Source organism: Bifidobacterium sp. LH_419 (assembly GCF_056356955.1).
This window is the reverse complement of sequence record NZ_JBKEVG010000017.1, coordinates 1-18,216: the sequence shown is the minus strand read 5'-3', so window position 1 is coordinate 18,216 and position 18,216 is coordinate 1. Positions and strand designations below refer to the sequence as shown.

Below are 18,216 nucleotides of genomic sequence, written 5' to 3'. Positions count from 1 at the left end.
TACGTGCCTCACGATCCGTTGTAAAGGGATTATTCGGTTGGTTGCTGTGCTTTGATCCGTTCGTCACCATCCATCGCATCGCTGCAACGTCGGGCGATCTGCAAACCTCAGCGTTTACTTATCCGGACCGGCGGAATCGTTTCCGTCGAACCTTCGGCTCACTATACACGTTGTTCGCGCTCACGCAAGGAAAGCGCTTTCGCATTGGCGTTTCCCGCGCGGCGCGCGGCCGGCCGATACAATCGGGAACCGGAGGCCCGCACGAGGTGCCCACGCGAGACAGGGAGGTTGGTCATGCGCGACATCAGAATCGGGGTGGTCGAGGACGACGCCTCGGCCTGCCAACAGGTCTTGGACTATCTCAACCGCTATCAGGCCGAGAACGACGGCATCCGCTTCACCGTCTCCGTATTCGACGACGGCGCGAGGATCGTCGAGAAATACGCGCCCGTCTACGACATCCTCCTGCTCGACGTCGAGATGAAGGAGATGGACGGCATGGAGGCGGCGCGGCGCATCCGCGAGCGCGACAAGACCGTCGTCATCGTGTTCATCACCGCGGCGCCGCAGTACGCGATCAACGGCTACCAGGTGGGCGCGCTGTCGTACCTGCTCAAACCGGTGCCGTGGTTCGCGTTCAACCAGGAGCTGAAACGGTCGATCGACATGGTGCACCGGCGCGGCGACGAGTCGATCCTCATCGACGTGGGCGGCGCGCAGCAGCGGCTGGAACTCGCCGACGTGCTGTACATCGAATCGATCCGGCACACGATCGTCATCCATACGCTCGGCGGCAAACTGTCGGTGACGGGCACGCTGAAATCGTTCGAGGAGCGGCTGGCGGAGAAGGATTTCTTCCGATCGAACTCCTGCTATCTGGTGAACCTGCGTCACGTGACCGGCATGGCGGACCAGGACTGCGTGCTGTCGAACGGCGAGCCGTTGCGCGTGAGCCGTCCACGCAAGAAGGCGTTCATGACCGCACTGGCCGCGTACATGGGAGGCGTGTGATGGGCGGTCTCGGCGCGACGATCACGAACGCGATGCCGGACATCCCGCGGCTGTTCACCGCGATCTGCGAGTGGGCGGCGTGCGTCACCTATCTCGCCGTGATCCACCGCCGCGTGGCCTTGCGGCGCACGGCGGCGGTCGCGGCGATCGGATTGGCGGCGATGATCGGCGTGCAGTATCTGGCCGGAGCGATGCCGCTGTGGTTCTGGACGCTCGGCATGCTGCTCGCGTTCGGCTGCATGTGGCTGATCGTGTGGCGCGGCAGCGGCGGCGGCAAACGCGAGTGCCTGTATGTGACGGCGCGTGCGTTCGTGCTCGCCGAGCTGGTCGCGTCGCTGCACTGGCAGCTTTCGACGTTCCTCACGTACGGCGTGGACCTGCCGCCGCGCCAGCCGTTCGCGACGTTGATCCTGGTCGGCGTGTACACGGTCTGTTTCGCCGCGGCGTGGGCGGTGGAACGGCGCAACTTCAGCCAGTCCGCGCCGACGACCGTCAGCGCGCAGCTGGCCGTCGGCACGGTGGCGATCACCGTGGTGACGTTCGCGATGAGCAATCTGAGTTTCGTTTCGACGAACACGCCGTTCTCCGGCAAGATCGGCCAGGAGGTGTTCTACATCCGCACGCTCGTCGACTTCTGCGGGTTCGCGATCCTGTATGCGCAGCAGGAGCAGGCGCGGCGGATGGAGGCGAGCGCGGAGCTCGCCTCCATCAACGCGCAGTTGGAGAGCCAGCATCAGGAGTATCTCGCGTCGAAGGAGAATCTGGAGTCGATCGGGCGGCTCGCGCACGATCTCAAGCATCAGATCGCCGCGTTGCGCGCCGAGGTCGATCCGGAACATGCGGCGGCCGGTTTCGAGCAGTTGGAGCGTTCGGTCGCCGAGTACAGTGCGCAGCAACATTCCGGCAATCCGGTGCTCGACGTGATTCTGACGACGAAGACGCGCGTATGCGAGGAGCGTGGGATCACGTTCACGGCGGTCGCGGACGGTGCGCTGCTGGGCGCCGCGAACATGAGTTCGATGGACATCGCGACGCTGTTCGGCAACGCGTTGGACAACGCGATCGAGGCGACGTCGCGATTGGACGATCCGGAACGACGGTTGATCCGTCTCGCCCTGTACCGGCAGGGCGCGTTCACGGTGATCCGCGTGGAGAACTACTACGACGCCGTATTGAAGAAGGATGCGGCCGGCAATCTGCGCACCACGAAACGCAACGCGACCGGCCACGGATTCGGCGTCAAATCGATTCGGCACATCGCCGCCCAATACGGCGGCGAAGTGTCGATCAAGGCCGAAGACCACTGGTTCACGCTCACCGTGCTGATTCCGGGAGCATAGAGCGGTGATGCGATAGGCCTCCCTCTGACGAGGGAGGTGGCCGCCGAAGGCGGACGGAGGGAGAGACGTCGCCGCAGGCGGCAATACGGAATCGGCCGAAGGCCGATGCGGTTTCCCCGCGACCTCATGGCCGCTCCACCTCTCTCCCCCAGTCCGCTACGCGGACAGCCCCCTCGTCAGAGGGGGCCGATTCAGAACGCCGTCACTTGTTCTTGGGCATGATCCAGAACTTGAGGAGCGGGTAGCTGACGACGACGGCGAGGAGCGTGTTCACGACGGAGGCGATTGTGCCGGCCAGCCCCGCGTTCATGCCCCAGCCTTGGCACAGCGCGGTCACGTAGCCGGGCAGCACGAGGTTCACGACGACGATCACGACGGCGAGGATCGCGTACTTCCACGCGGCGTCGTGGAAGCTGGAATCGGACTTGAACACCCACTTCATCTGCACGAAGAAGTTCACGACCTGCGCGATCACCTCGGCGAAGAGGAAGGTGAGGAAGCCGCCCACGCCGTTGCCGGATTCCGGGTAGTTGAAGATCAGGAAGTGGAACGGCGCGGTGAGCCCGAGCGCGGCGACGAACACGGCGGTGCCGATCCATGTGACCACGAAGCGGGCGATCGTGGAGATGTTCGACAGCACGTTGAACAGGATGAACTCCCAGATCGTCGGATGCGTGGCGATCCAACGGCGGATCGGGCCCATCTTCGCGAGCTCCTCGGCGGTGGGCTTGGCGGACGTAGCGGTTTCGGCGGTCTTCGTCGCGTCAGTCATGGTTGATCTCCTTCGCGGTGCGCTTGTTGGCGGATTGGTTGCGGAAGTATGCCCCGATGAGCGAGCCGAGGCCCCGGAACGTGTGCCCGTTGCCGATCTCGACGATCGCGTCGACCATGGCCGCATCGACCATGCCCTGCGTCATCTTGCTCATCGCCCGCGGCGGCATGTTGAGGATGAACAGCGTGTTGAGGTCGGGCGCGCCGGTCTTCTCGCGCACGCTCGCCTCCCGCTTCTTGAGCGTGTTCGCGACGGTCTTCGCGATGAATCCGCGCGAACCACTCCAGCTCGAGATCGGATCGTTGACGCCGAACGTCGTCGCCCCGTTGCGGCCGGAGCGCGCGATCACGTCGTAACCGAACAGCGCGGCCGTCTCGGCGTCGGTCACGTGCTTGACGTCGCCGGTCAGATAGTGGCCGAGCGCGGGGTCGGGGCCGGTCGCGTCCACGTCGCCGGCGACGGCGAACGACTCGCTCAACGGCAGCGTCTCGGCGTCGAAGCCGACCGACAGCGTCCACACGCCCGACTCGGTGCGCCACGCGCCGGCGCCGTCGCGCGCGGCGGCGTCGAAGTGGCGGAACGTGTACCGGTCGAAGTCGATGCGCACGTCGCGCGTCTCGTGCGCGGCGAGCGTCACCTTCGCGAATCCCTTGAGCTCGCGCGCGGGGCGCAGCACGCCGGCGGCGCCGGAAGCGCCGTCCGCGCCGGCGTGCGCGCCTGCCGCGCCGCGCGACGGGCCGCCCACGTACAGCTGGACGACGGTCGCGCCGGCCACGTCGGAGTCGTTGGAGACGGTCACGGTGACGCCGGTCTCGTCGGCGACGAGTCCCGTCATCGTGAACGCGGCGTAGGACAGGCCGTAGCCGAACGGGAAGCGGACAGGCACGCCCGCAGTCTCGTAGTAGCGGTAGCCGACGAACGGCCCCTCACGGTAGACGGCGTCGCGGCCGGTCGCCGGGTACCAGCCGGCGGACGGGCAGTCGTCGTAGCGCATCGGCCACGTTTCGGCGAGATGGCCCGACGGATTGACCTTGCCGGTGAGCGCGCGCACGGTGGCGGACGCGCCCGCCTGTCCGGACAGTCCGATGTAGAGGATCGCGGCGACGTCGTCGTGCCACGGCAGTTCGACCGGGGAGCCGGCGACGAGCACGACGACGATCGGCTTGCCGGTCGCGGCGAGCGCGGCGATCAGATCGTTCTGCGCCTGCGGGATGGCCATCGTCGCACGGTCGAGGCCTTCGGATTCGCTGCGTTCGTCAAGGCCGACGACGGCGAGCGCGACGTCCACGTCGTCGCGCGAGACAAGGTCGACGGCCTCGCGCACGAGTTCCGGCTTCACGGCTCCCTGACGGTCGTAGCCGGGCGCGTAGCCGGCGACTTCGGCGACGTCGGACTTGCCGAGTTCGTCGAGGATGTTCTCTTCGCGCGTGGCGTTCACCTTGGACGAGCCGGAGCCTTGGAATCGCGGGGTCTTCGCCATGTCGCCGACAACGGCGACGCGCGCGCCCGGGCGGAACGGGAGCGCGGGGGCGCCGTCGGTGCCGCTGGTGCCCACGGACGCGTTCTTCAGCAGGACCATCGAGCCTTCGGCGACGCGGCGCGCGACCTCGTGATGCGCCTTGATGACGGATTCGTCGAGCAGGTCGTCGCGGCCGACGCCGTCGAGGCGCGTGCGGCCCGCGACCTTCGCGACTTCGCGGGCGCGGGCGTCGAGGTCCGCCTCGGAGAGCGTACCGGCGGCGACGGCGCTTTCGAGTTCGCGCACGGACGTGAATCCGGGACTCGGCATCTCGAGCGAGCCGCCCGCCTTGACGGCGGCGACGGCCGAGTTGGAGCCGCCCCAATCGGAGACGACCATGCCGTCGAAGCCCCATTCGTCGCGCAGGATGTCCTGCAGCAGATGCTTGTTCTCGTGCGCGTAGACGCCGTTGATCTCGTTGTAGGAGGTCATGATCGTCATCGGCGCGGCCTCGCGCACGGCGATCTCGAATCCGGTCAGGTAGATCTCGCGCATCGTGCGCTCGTCGATGACCGAGTTGGAGGCCTGGCGGCGCAGCTCCTGGCTGTTGACCGCGAAATGCTTCGGGCAGGCGGAGACGCCGTTCGACTGGATACCGCGGATGAGGCCGGCGGCCATGCGGCCGGCGACGATGGGATCCTCCGAGTAGTACTCGAAGTTCCGGCCGCATAGCGGGTTGCGTTTGATGTTGAGGCCGGGACCGAGCAGCACGTTCACGTCGAGGTCGTGCGCCTCGCGGCCGAGGGCCTCGCCCATCCGTTCGGCGAGCGCCGGATCCCACGATCCGGCGACGGTGCCGGCGGTCGGGAAGCAGGTGGCGGGCTTGGAGGCGCCGAGGCCCAGATGGTCGCCTTCGCCGAGCTGGCGTCGCACGCCGTGGGGGCCGTCGCTCATCACGAAGCTGGGCACGCCGGCGCGGTCGTTGCCGCGGGAATCCCATTCGGATCCGCCGGACAGCATCGCCGCCTTCTCGGCCACCGAAAGCTCTTCGAGTTCCATGTCACTCTCCCTTGCAGTGATTGGCTTGTTCGTTCGATTTCTTCATCGTTGTTGCTTCGATTCAATCAGGATTCGCGGGCGCGTGGGGCGGCGTGCACACAACCTGTCGTTTCCTCCGCACGAATGGCACGCAGGCTCTTACGGAACGATCCACGCATACCACTTCTCAAAATTCTTAAGAAGTTCACTGTATTACTTCTCAAAATTTTTAAGAAGTGATACCGTAAAGGTTGCGACGATAAACGTATGAGAGGAACGAGGCGACCATGGTTCCGGACAATCCGCGCGAATCCTATGCCATGCTGGTACGCGAGGCCATGCGCCTCGACATCCCCACCCCCTCGCGCCGCGACGAGGTGATTCGTCAACTCGACAAGCCCGCCATGTTCAACATCGTGCACATCATCACCGGCATCCGGCGTTGCGGCAAGACGTTCTACCTGTTCCAGAAGATCCATGACCTGCTGGCCGCCGGAGTGCCGCGCGACCGCATCCTCTACTTCAATTTCGCCGACGACCGCCTGCTGCCGATGCCGGATGACGTGCTCGACGACGTCGTCAACGAGTACTGGCGTCAGGTGCCCGAAGCGCGAAGCGAAGGCGCGTACCTGTTCCTCGACGAGGTGCAGGAATGTGCGAACTGGCAGGGATTCTGCCAACGCATCACGGAACATGAGAAGGTGACGCTGGTCATCACCGGCTCATCATCGAAACTGTCCAGCGAGGAGATTGCCACGAACTTCCGTGGTCGATCGCACGCGCACGCGATGATGCCACTGTCGTTCCGGGAATACTGCACGTTCCGCGGCATCGCCGTGCCGGATGCCGTTCCGGACGGCCACGGCGAATCCGATGATGCTTCCGCAGTGATTAAAGTGATTAATGAGGCGTTCTCGCCACAGGAGATCACCGGATTCGAAGGCGCATACGAACGCTATTTGGTCGAAGGGGGATTCCCCGGTGTGCAACGGCTGATCGAGCCGGATCGCGTCGAGATGCTGCAAAGCTACATGCGCGACGTGGTGGCGCGCGACGTCGCGGAACAGTTCGGACGAGAGAACATCGCGATGGCCACGCAGACCGCACTCTACCTATTGCGCAACACGGCGTGCGAGCTGTCCGTCAACGCACTCGTCGCCGCATTGAAAGCCACCGGCTGGAAAGTGTATTGGGACAAAGTCAATACGCTGCTGGAACTGTTCAAGCAGGCGTATCTGGTCTACGAGCTGCCCGAATACCGCACGGCGCTCAAACCGGGCAGCACCAGCGTGCCGAAGATGTACGCGGTCGATCAGGGCATGGCCTACGCGGTTTCCCGCGCGAACCAGCAGGATCTCGGCAAACGATTGGAGACGGCCGTGTTCTGCGAACTGCACCGCCGGACCGCCGGACGCAGGACGGAGGCTGTGACGTCCTACACCATGCCCGGCCCCAAGCAGGAGAAGGTCGACTTCCTGGTCGGCGACGCCCTCGCCGCCGAACCATACGCGCTGTATCAGGTGACCGCGGACATGACCGCCACGAAGACGCGGAACCGCGAGATCGGCTCGTTGGCCGCGGTCATGGCACGCACTCACCTCGGTTCCGGAAGCATCCTGACGTTGCATGATGAGGAGACCGTCGCGGTCGAAGCCGGCACGATACACGTCATCCCCGCATGGAAGTGGTCGCTGATGCGGTGATGCGGTACGTCAGACCGGGAAGGCGGCGAAACGATTTGGCCAATCGTGGCGGAGATGGATGGACTTGGAGCCCTGTTCGCGGCCCGTACCCGAACAACTACGAGAAAGGCCCCTATTGCCATGCTTTCACCTCTCTACGGAAATACAACGCAATCCGATTGAGCTGATTGAGGCGCCGTCGCATTCCGTCTCCGTCCCCGACTATCGAGGTAACCGGATGCGGATGCGCCAGGTTCCGTTGCGGGTTTCGTGGGATAGGGTGCCGCCGTGGCGCTCGACCTGTTCACGCAGGAGGGCGAGGCCGAAGCCCGATCGCAGAGTCCGCCGGCCGGCGTGTGCGGCGGTGCCGGCGGGCACGCCGCCACCGTCACGCACGCCGTCACCGGCGGCATGGTCCGTGACGCCGTTGCTCTGCTCGATGATGATGGCACCGCCGTCACGACCGCCGTCACGACCGTCGTCGCGCCCGCCCTCGCACCGCACCGTCAGCCGGTACGGCACGGTCGAGTCCGCATGACGGGCGATATTGGCGCATACCTCCTTGCCGCACGTGCGGATCAGTCGCGCCATGCCCGGAGCGATCCGGCGGCCGTCGACGTCCACCGTCATCATCCCGCGGAATCCCAGATTCCGTAGCCGCCGCTCCTGCCGCCCGAAATACCGGGCGACATCCGACGCGGCCGCACCCGCCGCAGCCGCCACACCCTCCGCACCCGCCGACGTCCCATCGGCCTCGGACAGCAGACGGATGACCTCATGGGTGTTGTCCAAAGCCGCGAGGGACAGCCGGTTGATGTCCCTCATCAACGCACGGCCATCCCCCGAATCCCCCGAATCACCGGAATCACCCGAACCAACGGAATCACCCGAACCAACGGAACCAACGCGACCACGCGCACCATCGGCACCGCCGTACTCCCCCTCTCCCGCGCTCTGCGACAACAGCGCGATCGCGGACAATTCCCCGGTGACGGCGTCGTGCAGCGCACGCCATCGCATGCCGTGGACGGCCAGATCGTCGTCGACCGGCCTCAGCGCCGTTTCGCCTGATTCCATTTGACCAGCGCCTCCCCCAACGTCCGTGCGTTCAGTTTGATGCGCGCGTGCCGCGCGTGGGATCGTGCGGTGGGCGGCTGGATGCCGAGCCGTCGCGCAATCTCGTTGAGGTTGAGCCCCTGCGCGCTCAGGTTGAGCACTTCCATCTCCGGCCAGGTCAGCGTCGCCGCCGGTTCGGCGGGCGTGCGGCGGATGCGTGGGAACGCCGTCCCGGCGTCGTCGAACCGCACGTCGGGCGCGGCCTGCGACGGCACCGTTCCGCCGGCGGCCACGATCCGTATCGCCCGTTGCAGGTCGCGCATGTCCGTTTTGCCGATGATGCCCTGCGCTCCCGCCTCAGCCGCGTCCGATGCGTACAGTTCGATCGGGTATGAGGTGATGGCGAGCATCGGCGGGCGCGGCGCGGCGGACCGGATGAGACGGCACAGCAGCGGGCCGGGCATGTCCGCAAGCCCCATGTCGACCAGCAGCACGTCGGGGCGGTCGTCGTCCTCCACGCATCTGACGAACGCCTCCCGACCGGCCGTCGCCTCCCACGCCAGCCGCATGCCCGCCATCCGCGGGATGATCGCGCGTAGCGCGTACAGGGTGATGGCGTCGTTGTCGACGATGCCGACCGAGACGATCGTCCCGCCGCCGTCACCGTTTCCACGCACCTCATCGGACCGTTCCATAATCCGCAGTGTATCGCCGATTCCCACGCGGCGACGGGCGGCGGCACCGTGCGCGCGACGGTTCATCATCAAACGTTGACGGGACGCTTCGATGCGGGCGACGCCGGCCGCCGTCACGACAAACGTTGATGCCTTCGGGCGTATGCGACGACGTCGCGGAACGCCACGGATACGCTGGAATCACGGATACGGCATCCGACGGAAAACAACGGAAACGACGGACGATGAAGGAGTCCTCCCATGTTCGGCCATGACACGCATCTTCCGGCGACGGCGCGCACGCTGATGCGCGCCATGCTCGCCTTCTGCACCGCGGTCGTGCTCTGCACGGCCGCTCCTTCCGCGGCATCGGCGCTCGACCGCACCGGCACGCTTCCCGTCACGGCGCTGCGCGACGCCTCCTGTCTCGGCAGCGATCCGATCGCGCTGGCGTCCGCTCCCGGCGGCCGGTTCCTGTTCGCGATCGACAAAGGCGGCACGGTCTGCCGAATCCGCATCACGGACCTGTCCGCGGACGGCACCGCACAGGTGGACGGCGGCTTCGCCACGTCCCGACCGCACGTCGAGTTCACGCCGGATGGCAGGACGATGCTCGTCAACGGCGCGAACGGCATCGCCGCAATCGGCGTCGACGATCTCACGGTCACATTGCATCCCTCGACCGGAAGCGACTACATGCTGTCGCCGGACGGCGCGCGTATCGGCGTGATCGAACCCGATGTCACCGGCGGCGACGTTGCGCCGCGCTCGTGGACGTTGCACACGTTCGCGGCGGCAGGCGGCGAGAACGTCGCCGCCGTCCCGCTGCGATACGCCGACGACGGCGACGCTGGTACCGCCGCCGCGATCCGCGACGTCACGCCGTACACGACGAACTCGGCCGGGACAGTATGGTTCGTCGGCGTCGATGATGCGGACGGAACCGACGATACGGGCGATGGCGGTGATACGGGCGACGACGACGCTGCCGCCGGACGGTCGTTGCGGCTGATGGCGGTCGACGTCGCCACCGGCGTGATGGACGATATCGCGAACGACGTGTCGCCGACCGTCTACGCCACCGGGACCACGGACCGCCACGCGCTGTACGTGGGCACCGCCGATTCGCGGGTGCTGGCGATCGACGTCGACGCTTACGAGCATTCCGGCTCGGGCTCGGACACCGGCTCGGGCAAGACGACGGTGGTGCACACGATGTTCGGACGGCACCTGCCGCTCGACCGCATCCTGCTCGCGCCGAGCGGCGCACGCTTGCTCGTCGGCATGACGAACGGCAGACTCGTCGTCGACGAAGGCACCATGCAGTGGCTGGAGACGGGCGATCTCGTCTCGGCCATCAATCCGGACGGCACGCTGCTGTACTCGATCGACCACGGAAACGGTGACGCGATCGCACTCCGTGTGAACACGTTCGACAGGAACGATCCCACGGTCACGCGCACGCTGACGTTCGAGACCGCCGACGGCACTGGTGATTCCGGTCTTTCCGGTGCGGCGACCGGCCATGCGGCAGGCTGGACGTTCTCGCAGGACGGCGGCATCTGGTACGTGCTGCTCGCCTCGGCAACCGATTCCGCGCAACCGGCCGCGCTGCTCGCGATGGACGTCTCCCCGTTCACCGCGGAATCCGTGAGCCGGTCGACTACGGAAGGCGACGGGCGGCGGCCGCTCAGCACGACGACGATCGCCATCGTCGCCGCCGTCGCGGCGCTGCTGGTCGTGGCGATCATGATCGTGCGCCGGCGAACGGACTGGTGAGACGTAGCACGCGAGAGAACGGCCTATGCACACAACTTCTCAAAAATTTTGAGAAGTTTATGGCGTAACTTCTCAAAAATTTTTAGAAGCAACGAAGCGGCCGCAGGCGGCGGGAGCGCATCGGCCAGTAACCGATACTGCGTCTCCCGCGGCCTGCGGCCGCTTCTCTCTCCCGGTCAGCCTGTGGCTGACAGCTCGACCGTCAGAGGGGGCCGAGGGCTGCTGACTACTTCGTGGCCTTCACGGCGCGGCGGGCGAGGTAGCGCTTGATGGTGAGGACCTCGAGTCCGATCGCGAGGACGGCGGTCACGCCCCAGACCACGTAGGAGATGGTCTTCCAGATCGGGGTGGCGACGTCGGGCTCGCCGTTCTCGTACAGCCAGCTGTTGGCGGCCGTGTAGAGGATGTTGTGCGAGGCGGTGCGCATCGCCTTGACCGAGGTGGCGGACTTGTCGGTGATGTGGTTCGTCACGTCGGTGGTGGCGAGCATCAGGTCGTTGCCGCCGCGGATCGCGCGGTCGCCGCTCTGGTAGCCGTAGCCGCCGAAGTAGTCGGTGAGGACCATGCCGCGGAAGCCCCACTCGTCACGCAGGACGGTGTTGAGCAGTCCGGAGTGCGAGCCGGCCCACTCGGTGCCGATGTAGTTGAAGGCGCTCATCACGGCGCCCGCGCCGCCTTCCTTCACGCTCATCTCGAACGGCTTCAGGTAGATCTCGCGGATCGACTGCTCGTTGGCCCAGGTGTTGAGCTCGCTCAGTCGGTTCGTCTCCTGGTCGTTCAGGGCGAAGTGCTTCATGAAGGCGTACACGCCCTTGGCCTGCGCGCCGGCCACCTGCTGGGAGGCCATCACGCCGGACAGGTAGCCGTCCTCGGAGAAGTACTCGAAGGTACGGCCGGCGAACGCGTTGCGGTGGATGTTCATGGCGGGGGCATACCAGCCGGCCACGTGCATGTCGTGGGCCATGTCGCCGATGCCGTCGCCGAACTGGCGGGCCAGATCCTTGTTCCACGTGCACGCCACGGAGGTGGAGGACGGGAAGCCGATGGAGCCGACGCCGGTGAAGTTGTTGTTCAGGGAGGCGGGGCCGTCGACGTCGGTCAGGGCGATCTTGCCGACGGAGTTCACGGCCTGCGTGCCGTAGCCGCCGAAGGCGATCAGGTTGTCCATCTGGTCGAAGGTCAGCTGGTCGAGCAGCTTGTCCCACAGCGGATCGTCGTAGTCCTTGCCGGTGAGGTCGGCCAGACGCACGCCGTTCTTCGCGCCGGTGGTCGGCATCTGGTCGGAGTCGTCGTTCGTCTCGGACGGCTTGTAGTTCGACAGGTTGCGGAACTTGGCCTTGAGGTCGGCGGACAGCGTGTAGTTCGTCGGCTTGGCGGTCGCCTGCTTGTAGTTGGCGAAGTGGTCGGCACGGGACAGGTAGGTGATGCCCTGCTCCTCGCCCTCGGCGTCGTCGAACACGTTGGTCGCGACGGTCTTGTCACCCGAGTGCGTGTTGGACTTGGAGTCGTAGGTGATCGTCTTGTCGACGGTCACGGTCTTCTCGTCGATCGTGGTGTGCGAATCGGACTGGATGGAGATGCCGTAGTCGCCCGCCTCGAGCACGTAGGCCTTCGCGGTCTTGGAATCGTAGGAGGCCATGTCGTCATCGTCGAACGAGATCTTCACGGTCTCGGATTCGCCGGGCTTGAGCTCCTTGGTCTTCTCGAAGGCGACCAGGTTGGCGCTGGCCTTCTCGATGCCGCCGTTGGTGTACGGCGGGTCGAAGTACGTCTCGACGACGTCCTTGCCGGCCTTGTCGCCGGTGTTGGTGACGGTCACGTCGAAGGAGACCTTGCCGTCGGAGTACGTCACGTCGCCCATCTTCTGGTCGAAGGTGGTGTAGCTCAGGCCGTAGCCGAACGGGTACTGCACGTAGTCGTCGTAGTCGATCGCGCCTTCGTCGGCCGCGGTCTCCCAGTACTTGTAGCCGACGTAGATGCCTTCGACGTAGTTGACGAACGCCGGGGAGGTCTTGCCCTCCTCGAAGTTCTCGGTGGCGAACTCCTTCATGTTGTCGTACTTGAAATCACCGGCGTTGTTGTAGCTCGGCTGCTGGGTGAGGTCCTTGACGAAGGTGTCGGAGGTCCTGCCGGACGGGTTCACGTCGCCGGCGAGCACCTCGCCGAGCGCGGAGAAGCCGGTCTGGCCGGCGGGCGGGCACCACAGCACGGACTTGATCTGCGGGTAGTTGTCGACGAAGCCGAGCTCGAAGGTGTTGGCGCCGTTGTAGACGACGGTGACCTTGTCGAAGTTCTTGGTGACCAGGTCGATCATGTCCTTCTCGGTCTGGCTGAGCTCGAGGAAGCTGCCGCCCTTCTGGAAGTCCTTGTAGTCCTTGGAGTTGTCGTGGTAGGTGATGCCCTTGGCGGTCATGTCCTTCGGCAGGTCGGCGCCCTCGCCGCCGACGCGGGTGATGACGACCACGGCCTCGTCGGAGAAGGCCTTGGCATCGGAGATGAGCTTGCTCGAGTACTGCTTGGCCGGCACTTCGGGCAGGGTCCAGTCCTGCTCGGCCATGGCCACGACCGGACGGTCCTTGCGGTAGTCGGTGTACAGCTTGCTCAGTTCGGTGTTGGTCTCGACGCCCGCCTGCTTGAGGCCGTCGAGGATGGAGGTGGTCTTGTAGGACTGGTTCATCGAGCCGGAGCCGGTGCCGCCGTAGACCGGGTTCGTGGAGCCCCAGCCGAACACGTTGACCTTCTTCGAGGCGAGCGGCAGGTTGGAGTCCTCGTTCTTCAGCATCGTGATCGCCTCGGACTGGATCTCCTTGGCGAGCTTGTTCGCGTTGGAGATCGTGGTCTCGGACAGCGTGTACTTGGTGGCGGTCGCGCTGTTGAGCAGCGAGGCCAGCGGGCCGAACAGCATCATGGACACGGCCACGACCACGGCGACCAGGAACACGATCCACGATTCGGAATGCACGAGTTTGCGGGTGGCGACGTTCTTCACCGTCTTCTTGTTCACGCCGATGGTCAGCGCGAGCGCCAGCACGAACACCACGCCGATGGCGATCAGCTGCGGCGCGATCGAAGCGATGACGTTCATCACGTCGCTCCAGTTGATGCTCAGCATCGTTCTCCTCCTTGATTCTGCTTTCATCCGACACGTCGTCGATGTCGTTATCCCCGATTGTGCACGACCGCCGCGGGCCACGCCGCCCGCTCACCCCATCCTGTCGTTTCGCATGCATATTCTGCACGCCCGCCCATTCCCCGCACGCATGGGCGGCACGGCCGACCGGCACATATATACCGGCATGCCAGGCCCAAGGATAGGATGGGCGGTATGAGTGATCTGACGGCGTTGAATCTGGAACCGGGCGAAGTGGTGGGCGGCTATACGCTCGTCTCCCGCCTGGGTTCCGGCGCGATGGGTTCGGTATGGCGCGTGCTCGACGACGGCGGTCAGGTGTACGCGATGAAGATCCTGCGCGATTCGCTCGCCGAGGACGGTTCGTCCGATGATCTCTCCGGCGATGGCGCGGCGGCCAGTCCGGGCGCCCCCGGCTCCCCTGCCTCCCGCCGCCCCGCGCAGGACCCGAACCTCAAGGAGAACGTGACGCCGCGCGAGCGTCTGCGCCGCGAGGCCCTCGCGTTGAAGAAGGTGAATCATCCGGGCGTGTGCGGCATCGTCGACATGGAGCTCGACGACGCCCTCGCGTTCATCGTCACCGAACTCATCGAAGGCAGGAATCTCAAGGACGACGTCGCCGCGAACGGCAAATACGTGGGCGACGATCTGGAACGGCTCGCGCGCAAGCTGATGGAGGCCGTCAAGGCCGTGCACGCGGCCGGCATCGTGCACCGCGACATCAAACCGACGAACGTGATGGTCTCCGCGTCCGGTCCGGTGCTCGTCGACTTCGGCATCGCGATGGGCGAAGGCGAAAGCCACGTGACGCGCACGGGCCTCGTGATGGGCACGCCCGGCTTCATCGCGCCGGAGATCATCGACGGCGCCGATTCGAGCGAGGCGACGGACTGGTGGTCGGTCGCCTCCGTGCTCGCGTTCGCCGCGATCGGCGAACCGGTGTTCGGCACGAAGCCGCTGATGGCCGTGCTGGAACGCGAGGCGAGCGGCAACGCGAACCTCGCCGGGCTGCCCACGCACACGCTCACCGCGTTCCGCAGCGCGCTCAATCCCAATCCGCGCCGCCGCTGCACTCCCGACCAGCTGCTCCACGCGATCGCGCTGGACGCGCTCAATCCCGTGAATTGGGATGACGACGGCTTCGGCGGCGATTCCGCGACCGATGCGACCGGCGCGACCGGCAACGGCGCGACCGAGGTGATGCGCCCTTTTGACGGCGGCCCCAACGCGGCGACCAGAGTGCTCGGCGCAGGCGGCACGAACGGCACCGGCGACGCGACCGGGACTCCCGGCGCGAGAACGCCCGGCGCGACCGCCACATTGCCGGCGACGTCGGTGATGCCGTCGTCGATGCGCGGTGCAGGCGTGCCGTCCACGTCGCCCATGCCACGCACGGCCACCGGCCGCGCGGCATGGCGCGACGACGCGGACGACGGCGTCGACGCGACGCGCGCGCTGACGCCGGACCAGTGCACGGTCACGCTGCCCAGCGACGTGCTCGGTCCGGGCGACGCGGCGAATCCGCCGCTCATCCCGGCCGCCGGTGCGGGTTCCGCCGCAGTCGCCGGCGCGAATCCGAACAATCCGACCCAGAACACGAACCCGAACCGCACGCCGCGCACGGCCACCGGCCGCGCGACGGCGGCGCGCGTGGCGGCGGCCGGCGACGACCAGTCGCCGCTGCAGCGCGTGGCGGACGCCTCGAACCGTACCGGCTCCTCCCTGCCTCCCGCCTACGTGCCGACCTCCTCGCGCGACATTCCGATCGTGACGCCGAAGCCGAAGGGCGACGTCCCGGCGTTCCTGCGCGACCAGCCGGACGCGACGGCGGTGATGCCGCAGAACATGCAGCCGCCGGAACCGCCGCGGCCGCCGGCCGAGCTGCTGCCGCCGCAGTACGAACCGCCGCAGCCGGAATACGTCCAGCCGGATTTCGCGCAGCCGGGGTACGAGACGCCCCAATCGCAGTACGGCCGCAACGCGGCGAATCCGAACGCGCCGCAGCATCGCAACACCGCCGACTCGCGGCGGGCGCAGTACCTCGAGCAGGGCGTGGCCGTCCTGTGCATGATGGCCGTCGTACCGGCGGTCGCCGCGGTGTTCCAACCGCTGATCGGCCTCGCCGTGGCGGCGGCGCTGATGTGGCTGCTGTTCACCGTCGGGTACAGCACGGAGGCGCAGATCGAGCGCGAAAGCCGCCGCGGCGGCATGCGCAAGGGCTCGGATTCCGCGTTGCGCGTCGTGCAGCTGCCGTGGCATCTGCTCAAAGGGCTGCTCGCCGCGCTCGGCCGATCCGTACAGTTCGCGATCATCGACCTCGCCGGCGTGGTCGCCGCGACCGCCGCCCTGCAGCTGCCGTGGGCGATGACACCGCTGCCGGACGGCATGTGGCCGTACGAACTGCCGTGGCTCACCGACGGACCGTTCACGACGACCGGATTGGCGCTGGCCGGCATGGCCGCGATCGCATGGATCCTCACCACGCTCTGGCCGAGCAGCGGCATGCTGCGCCTCGGCGCGGGCGCGATACGGCGGTAGCGCGGCCCCGCAGTTCATATGGAGTTCAATCAGCGACGGGCGTATATGTCGATTCGTGGGCTAGACTGACCCTCAGATCAGTCATCAGAGATCAGTCATTCAGTGGTTGGGAAAGGATCGTCTCGCATGGCCACGAAAGCGAACAACACCAAACAGCGCAAGACCCGCGCCGCCCGTCGCGCAGCCGAGGAGGCCGCGGCGAAGGCGCGCGCCGAGCAGGCGGCGAAGGAGCGCAGGCAGCAGACCATCATCGGCGCGATCGTGATCGCCGTGGTCGTCGCGCTCATCGCCGTCGCCGGCATCGCGATCTGGCGTTCGCACGTCGCCTCGCAGAACTCCGGCGCGAACCTGACCGTCGACCAAGCGTACGCGAAGCTGCAGGAGGTCTCCGACAAGCCGTCCGTCGCCGACAAGAAGGGCGGCGTCATCGTCTCGAAGGACGGCGTGGGCGAGAAGGTCGACGGCGTGCCGACCGTCGAGGTGTACATGGACTTCATGTGCTCCGGCTGCGGCAACTTCGAGCGCGCGTCCGGCGCGACGCTGGAGAAGCTCGTCGAAGCCGGCCAGATCAACCTCGACCTGCACCCGATGTCGTTCGGCGACACCTGGAGCCCCGACAAGTACTCGACGCGCGCCGCGAACCTGCTGCTCACCATCGCCGAGCAGGACAAGGACGCTTCGCACATCCTCGGCTTCATCCAGAACATGTACGCCGCCGACTTCCAGCCGGCCGAGAACTCCGGCGTGAAGACCTCCGACGACAAGATGCGCCAGCAGGCGATCAAGGCGGGCGTCTCCAAGAAGGTCGCGAACGCCGCGAGCGTCGACAAGTACACGGCATGGCTGGACGCGATCGACACGTACAACCCGAAGCGTTCCGAACTGTTCAACGTGTCCGGCAGCTACAAGGGCCAGATGACCACGCCGACCGTGCGCATCAACGGCAACTACTGGGATATGAACCAGCTGTCCACCGCGGGCATGACCTCCAACGAGGGCCTCGTCGCCGCGCTGGGACTCACCGACGACCAGGTCGGCGTCGAAGGCCAGCTCCCCTCGATCGGCGCCAGCGGCAAGCCGATCTCCATCACCACCGGCAAGTAAGCCAAGAGGACTAGGGCGGGCCGCTTCCGGCACCCCCTCGGTCCCGCTTCGCGGGACAGCTCCCCCTGAAGGGGGGGCGCGGGGAGACGAGTGCACGAAGTGCATCCGCTGTTCTTTGCTCCCCCTTTCAGGGGGAGCTGGCGGCCGCAGGCCGACTGAGGGTGCTGGCGCTCGTCCGCTGGTAACTGCTATGCTGGGTTTCCGCGTGCGCGACACACTGTTGCGTGCCACGCCTCTTTAGCTCAGATGGCCAGAGCGGCCGCCTTGTAAGCGGCAGGTCGTCGGTTCGATCCCGACAAGAGGCTCGTCATGCGTGAAAAAGGCGTATACTGTGTGATGCGCCGGGGGCGCGCAGGAAATACTTAACACGGGTAAGTCGTCTAGGAGCCTTCCCCCGATTATGGCTTCCTGGACAGGGCAGGAGAGTCCCCCAACCATCTCCTTGCCTTGATAATAGGGGGCGGGAACTTCCCCTTCTCTCCCGCCCCCTTTTTCTTTTTCTTTGCAGATGGTGCGCTAGGGTTATAGGAACCAAACGTGGTGTTTTAGAAATCCCGGGCGTGGTGTGGATGCTGTCGCAGGATTTCCGTTGTCTTCCTTTCCTTTTGCATCCAGGCCGAAGCTCGATGGATG

11 protein-coding genes and 1 tRNA gene are annotated in these 18,216 nt (G+C 66.1%); 7 read left to right on the top strand and 5 right to left on the bottom strand.

The genetic code is table 11. From position 1 onward, the window contains the following. Window positions 1-294: 294 nt before the first annotated feature. Both AC1AYX_RS09490 and AC1AYX_RS09485 read left to right on the top strand, forming a co-directional pair. Window positions 295-1,011, top strand: a complete 717-nt coding sequence (locus tag AC1AYX_RS09490) for a LytR/AlgR family response regulator transcription factor (protein WP_476503241.1) — start codon at window positions 295-297, stop codon at window positions 1,009-1,011. Next, window positions 1,011-2,351 (top strand): sensor histidine kinase, encoded by a 1,341-nt coding sequence (locus AC1AYX_RS09485; RefSeq protein WP_476503262.1) that lies wholly within the window; start codon window positions 1,011-1,013, stop codon window positions 2,349-2,351. Before AC1AYX_RS09490 ends, AC1AYX_RS09485 begins: the two co-directional genes overlap by 1 nt. 202 nt (window positions 2,352-2,553) lie before the next feature. On the opposite strand, the gene AC1AYX_RS09480 is transcribed toward AC1AYX_RS09485, so the two are convergent. Beyond that, on the bottom strand, window positions 2,554-3,054 hold the full coding sequence (locus AC1AYX_RS09480) for a GtrA family protein (RefSeq protein ID WP_476503261.1): 501 nt from the start codon (window positions 3,052-3,054) through the stop codon (window positions 2,554-2,556). 61 nt (window positions 3,055-3,115) lie between these two features. After that, complete coding sequence (locus AC1AYX_RS09475; RefSeq protein WP_476503240.1) at window positions 3,116-5,641, bottom strand: glycoside hydrolase family 3 C-terminal domain-containing protein; 2,526 nt, start codon at window positions 5,639-5,641, stop codon at window positions 3,116-3,118. 266 nt (window positions 5,642-5,907) lie between these two features. Here AC1AYX_RS09475 and AC1AYX_RS09470 point away from each other — a divergent pair, with 266 nt between their 5' ends. Further along, the gene (locus tag AC1AYX_RS09470; protein WP_476503239.1) at window positions 5,908-7,323 is read left to right on the top strand and encodes an ATP-binding protein; all 1,416 of its coding nucleotides are present in this window, start codon (window positions 5,908-5,910) and stop codon (window positions 7,321-7,323) included. A gap of 201 nt (window positions 7,324-7,524) precedes the next feature. On the opposite strand, the gene AC1AYX_RS09465 is transcribed toward AC1AYX_RS09470, so the two are convergent. Both AC1AYX_RS09465 and AC1AYX_RS09460 read right to left on the bottom strand, forming a co-directional pair. After that, window positions 7,525-8,379, bottom strand: a complete 855-nt coding sequence (locus AC1AYX_RS09465; RefSeq protein ID WP_476503238.1) for an ATP-binding protein — start codon at window positions 8,377-8,379, stop codon at window positions 7,525-7,527. Then, window positions 8,355-9,053, bottom strand: a complete 699-nt coding sequence (locus AC1AYX_RS09460) for a response regulator transcription factor (RefSeq protein WP_476503237.1) — start codon at window positions 9,051-9,053, stop codon at window positions 8,355-8,357. The genes AC1AYX_RS09465 and AC1AYX_RS09460 overlap by 25 nt, the downstream gene beginning before the upstream one ends. Window positions 9,054-9,293: 240 nt before the next feature. Between AC1AYX_RS09460 and AC1AYX_RS09455 the strand changes: the two genes are divergently transcribed. Beyond that, window positions 9,294-10,811: a hypothetical protein gene (locus AC1AYX_RS09455; protein WP_476503236.1), complete on the top strand. Its 1,518-nt coding sequence runs from the start codon at window positions 9,294-9,296 to the stop codon at window positions 10,809-10,811. Between the two features lie 226 nt (window positions 10,812-11,037). Here AC1AYX_RS09455 and AC1AYX_RS09450 read toward each other — a convergent pair whose 3' ends face one another. Further along, complete coding sequence (locus tag AC1AYX_RS09450) at window positions 11,038-13,923, bottom strand: beta-glucosidase (protein WP_476503235.1); 2,886 nt, start codon at window positions 13,921-13,923, stop codon at window positions 11,038-11,040. A gap of 204 nt (window positions 13,924-14,127) precedes the next feature. Here AC1AYX_RS09450 and AC1AYX_RS09445 point away from each other — a divergent pair, with 204 nt between their 5' ends. From AC1AYX_RS09445 to AC1AYX_RS09435, 3 genes are all read left to right on the top strand, one after another. Further along, window positions 14,128-16,479 carry a serine/threonine-protein kinase gene (locus tag AC1AYX_RS09445; protein ID WP_476503234.1) on the top strand — a complete coding sequence of 784 codons (2,352 nt, stop codon included), beginning with the start codon at window positions 14,128-14,130 and terminating at the stop codon, window positions 16,477-16,479. 126 nt (window positions 16,480-16,605) lie between these two features. Beyond that, a complete protein-coding gene (locus tag AC1AYX_RS09440; protein ID WP_476503233.1) occupies window positions 16,606-17,583 on the top strand; it encodes a DsbA family protein in 978 nt (325 codons plus the stop codon). A 231-nt stretch (window positions 17,584-17,814) separates the two neighbouring features. After that, a tRNA-Thr gene (locus tag AC1AYX_RS09435) sits at window positions 17,815-17,888 on the top strand. The last annotated feature ends 328 nt before the right edge of the window (window positions 17,889-18,216 follow it).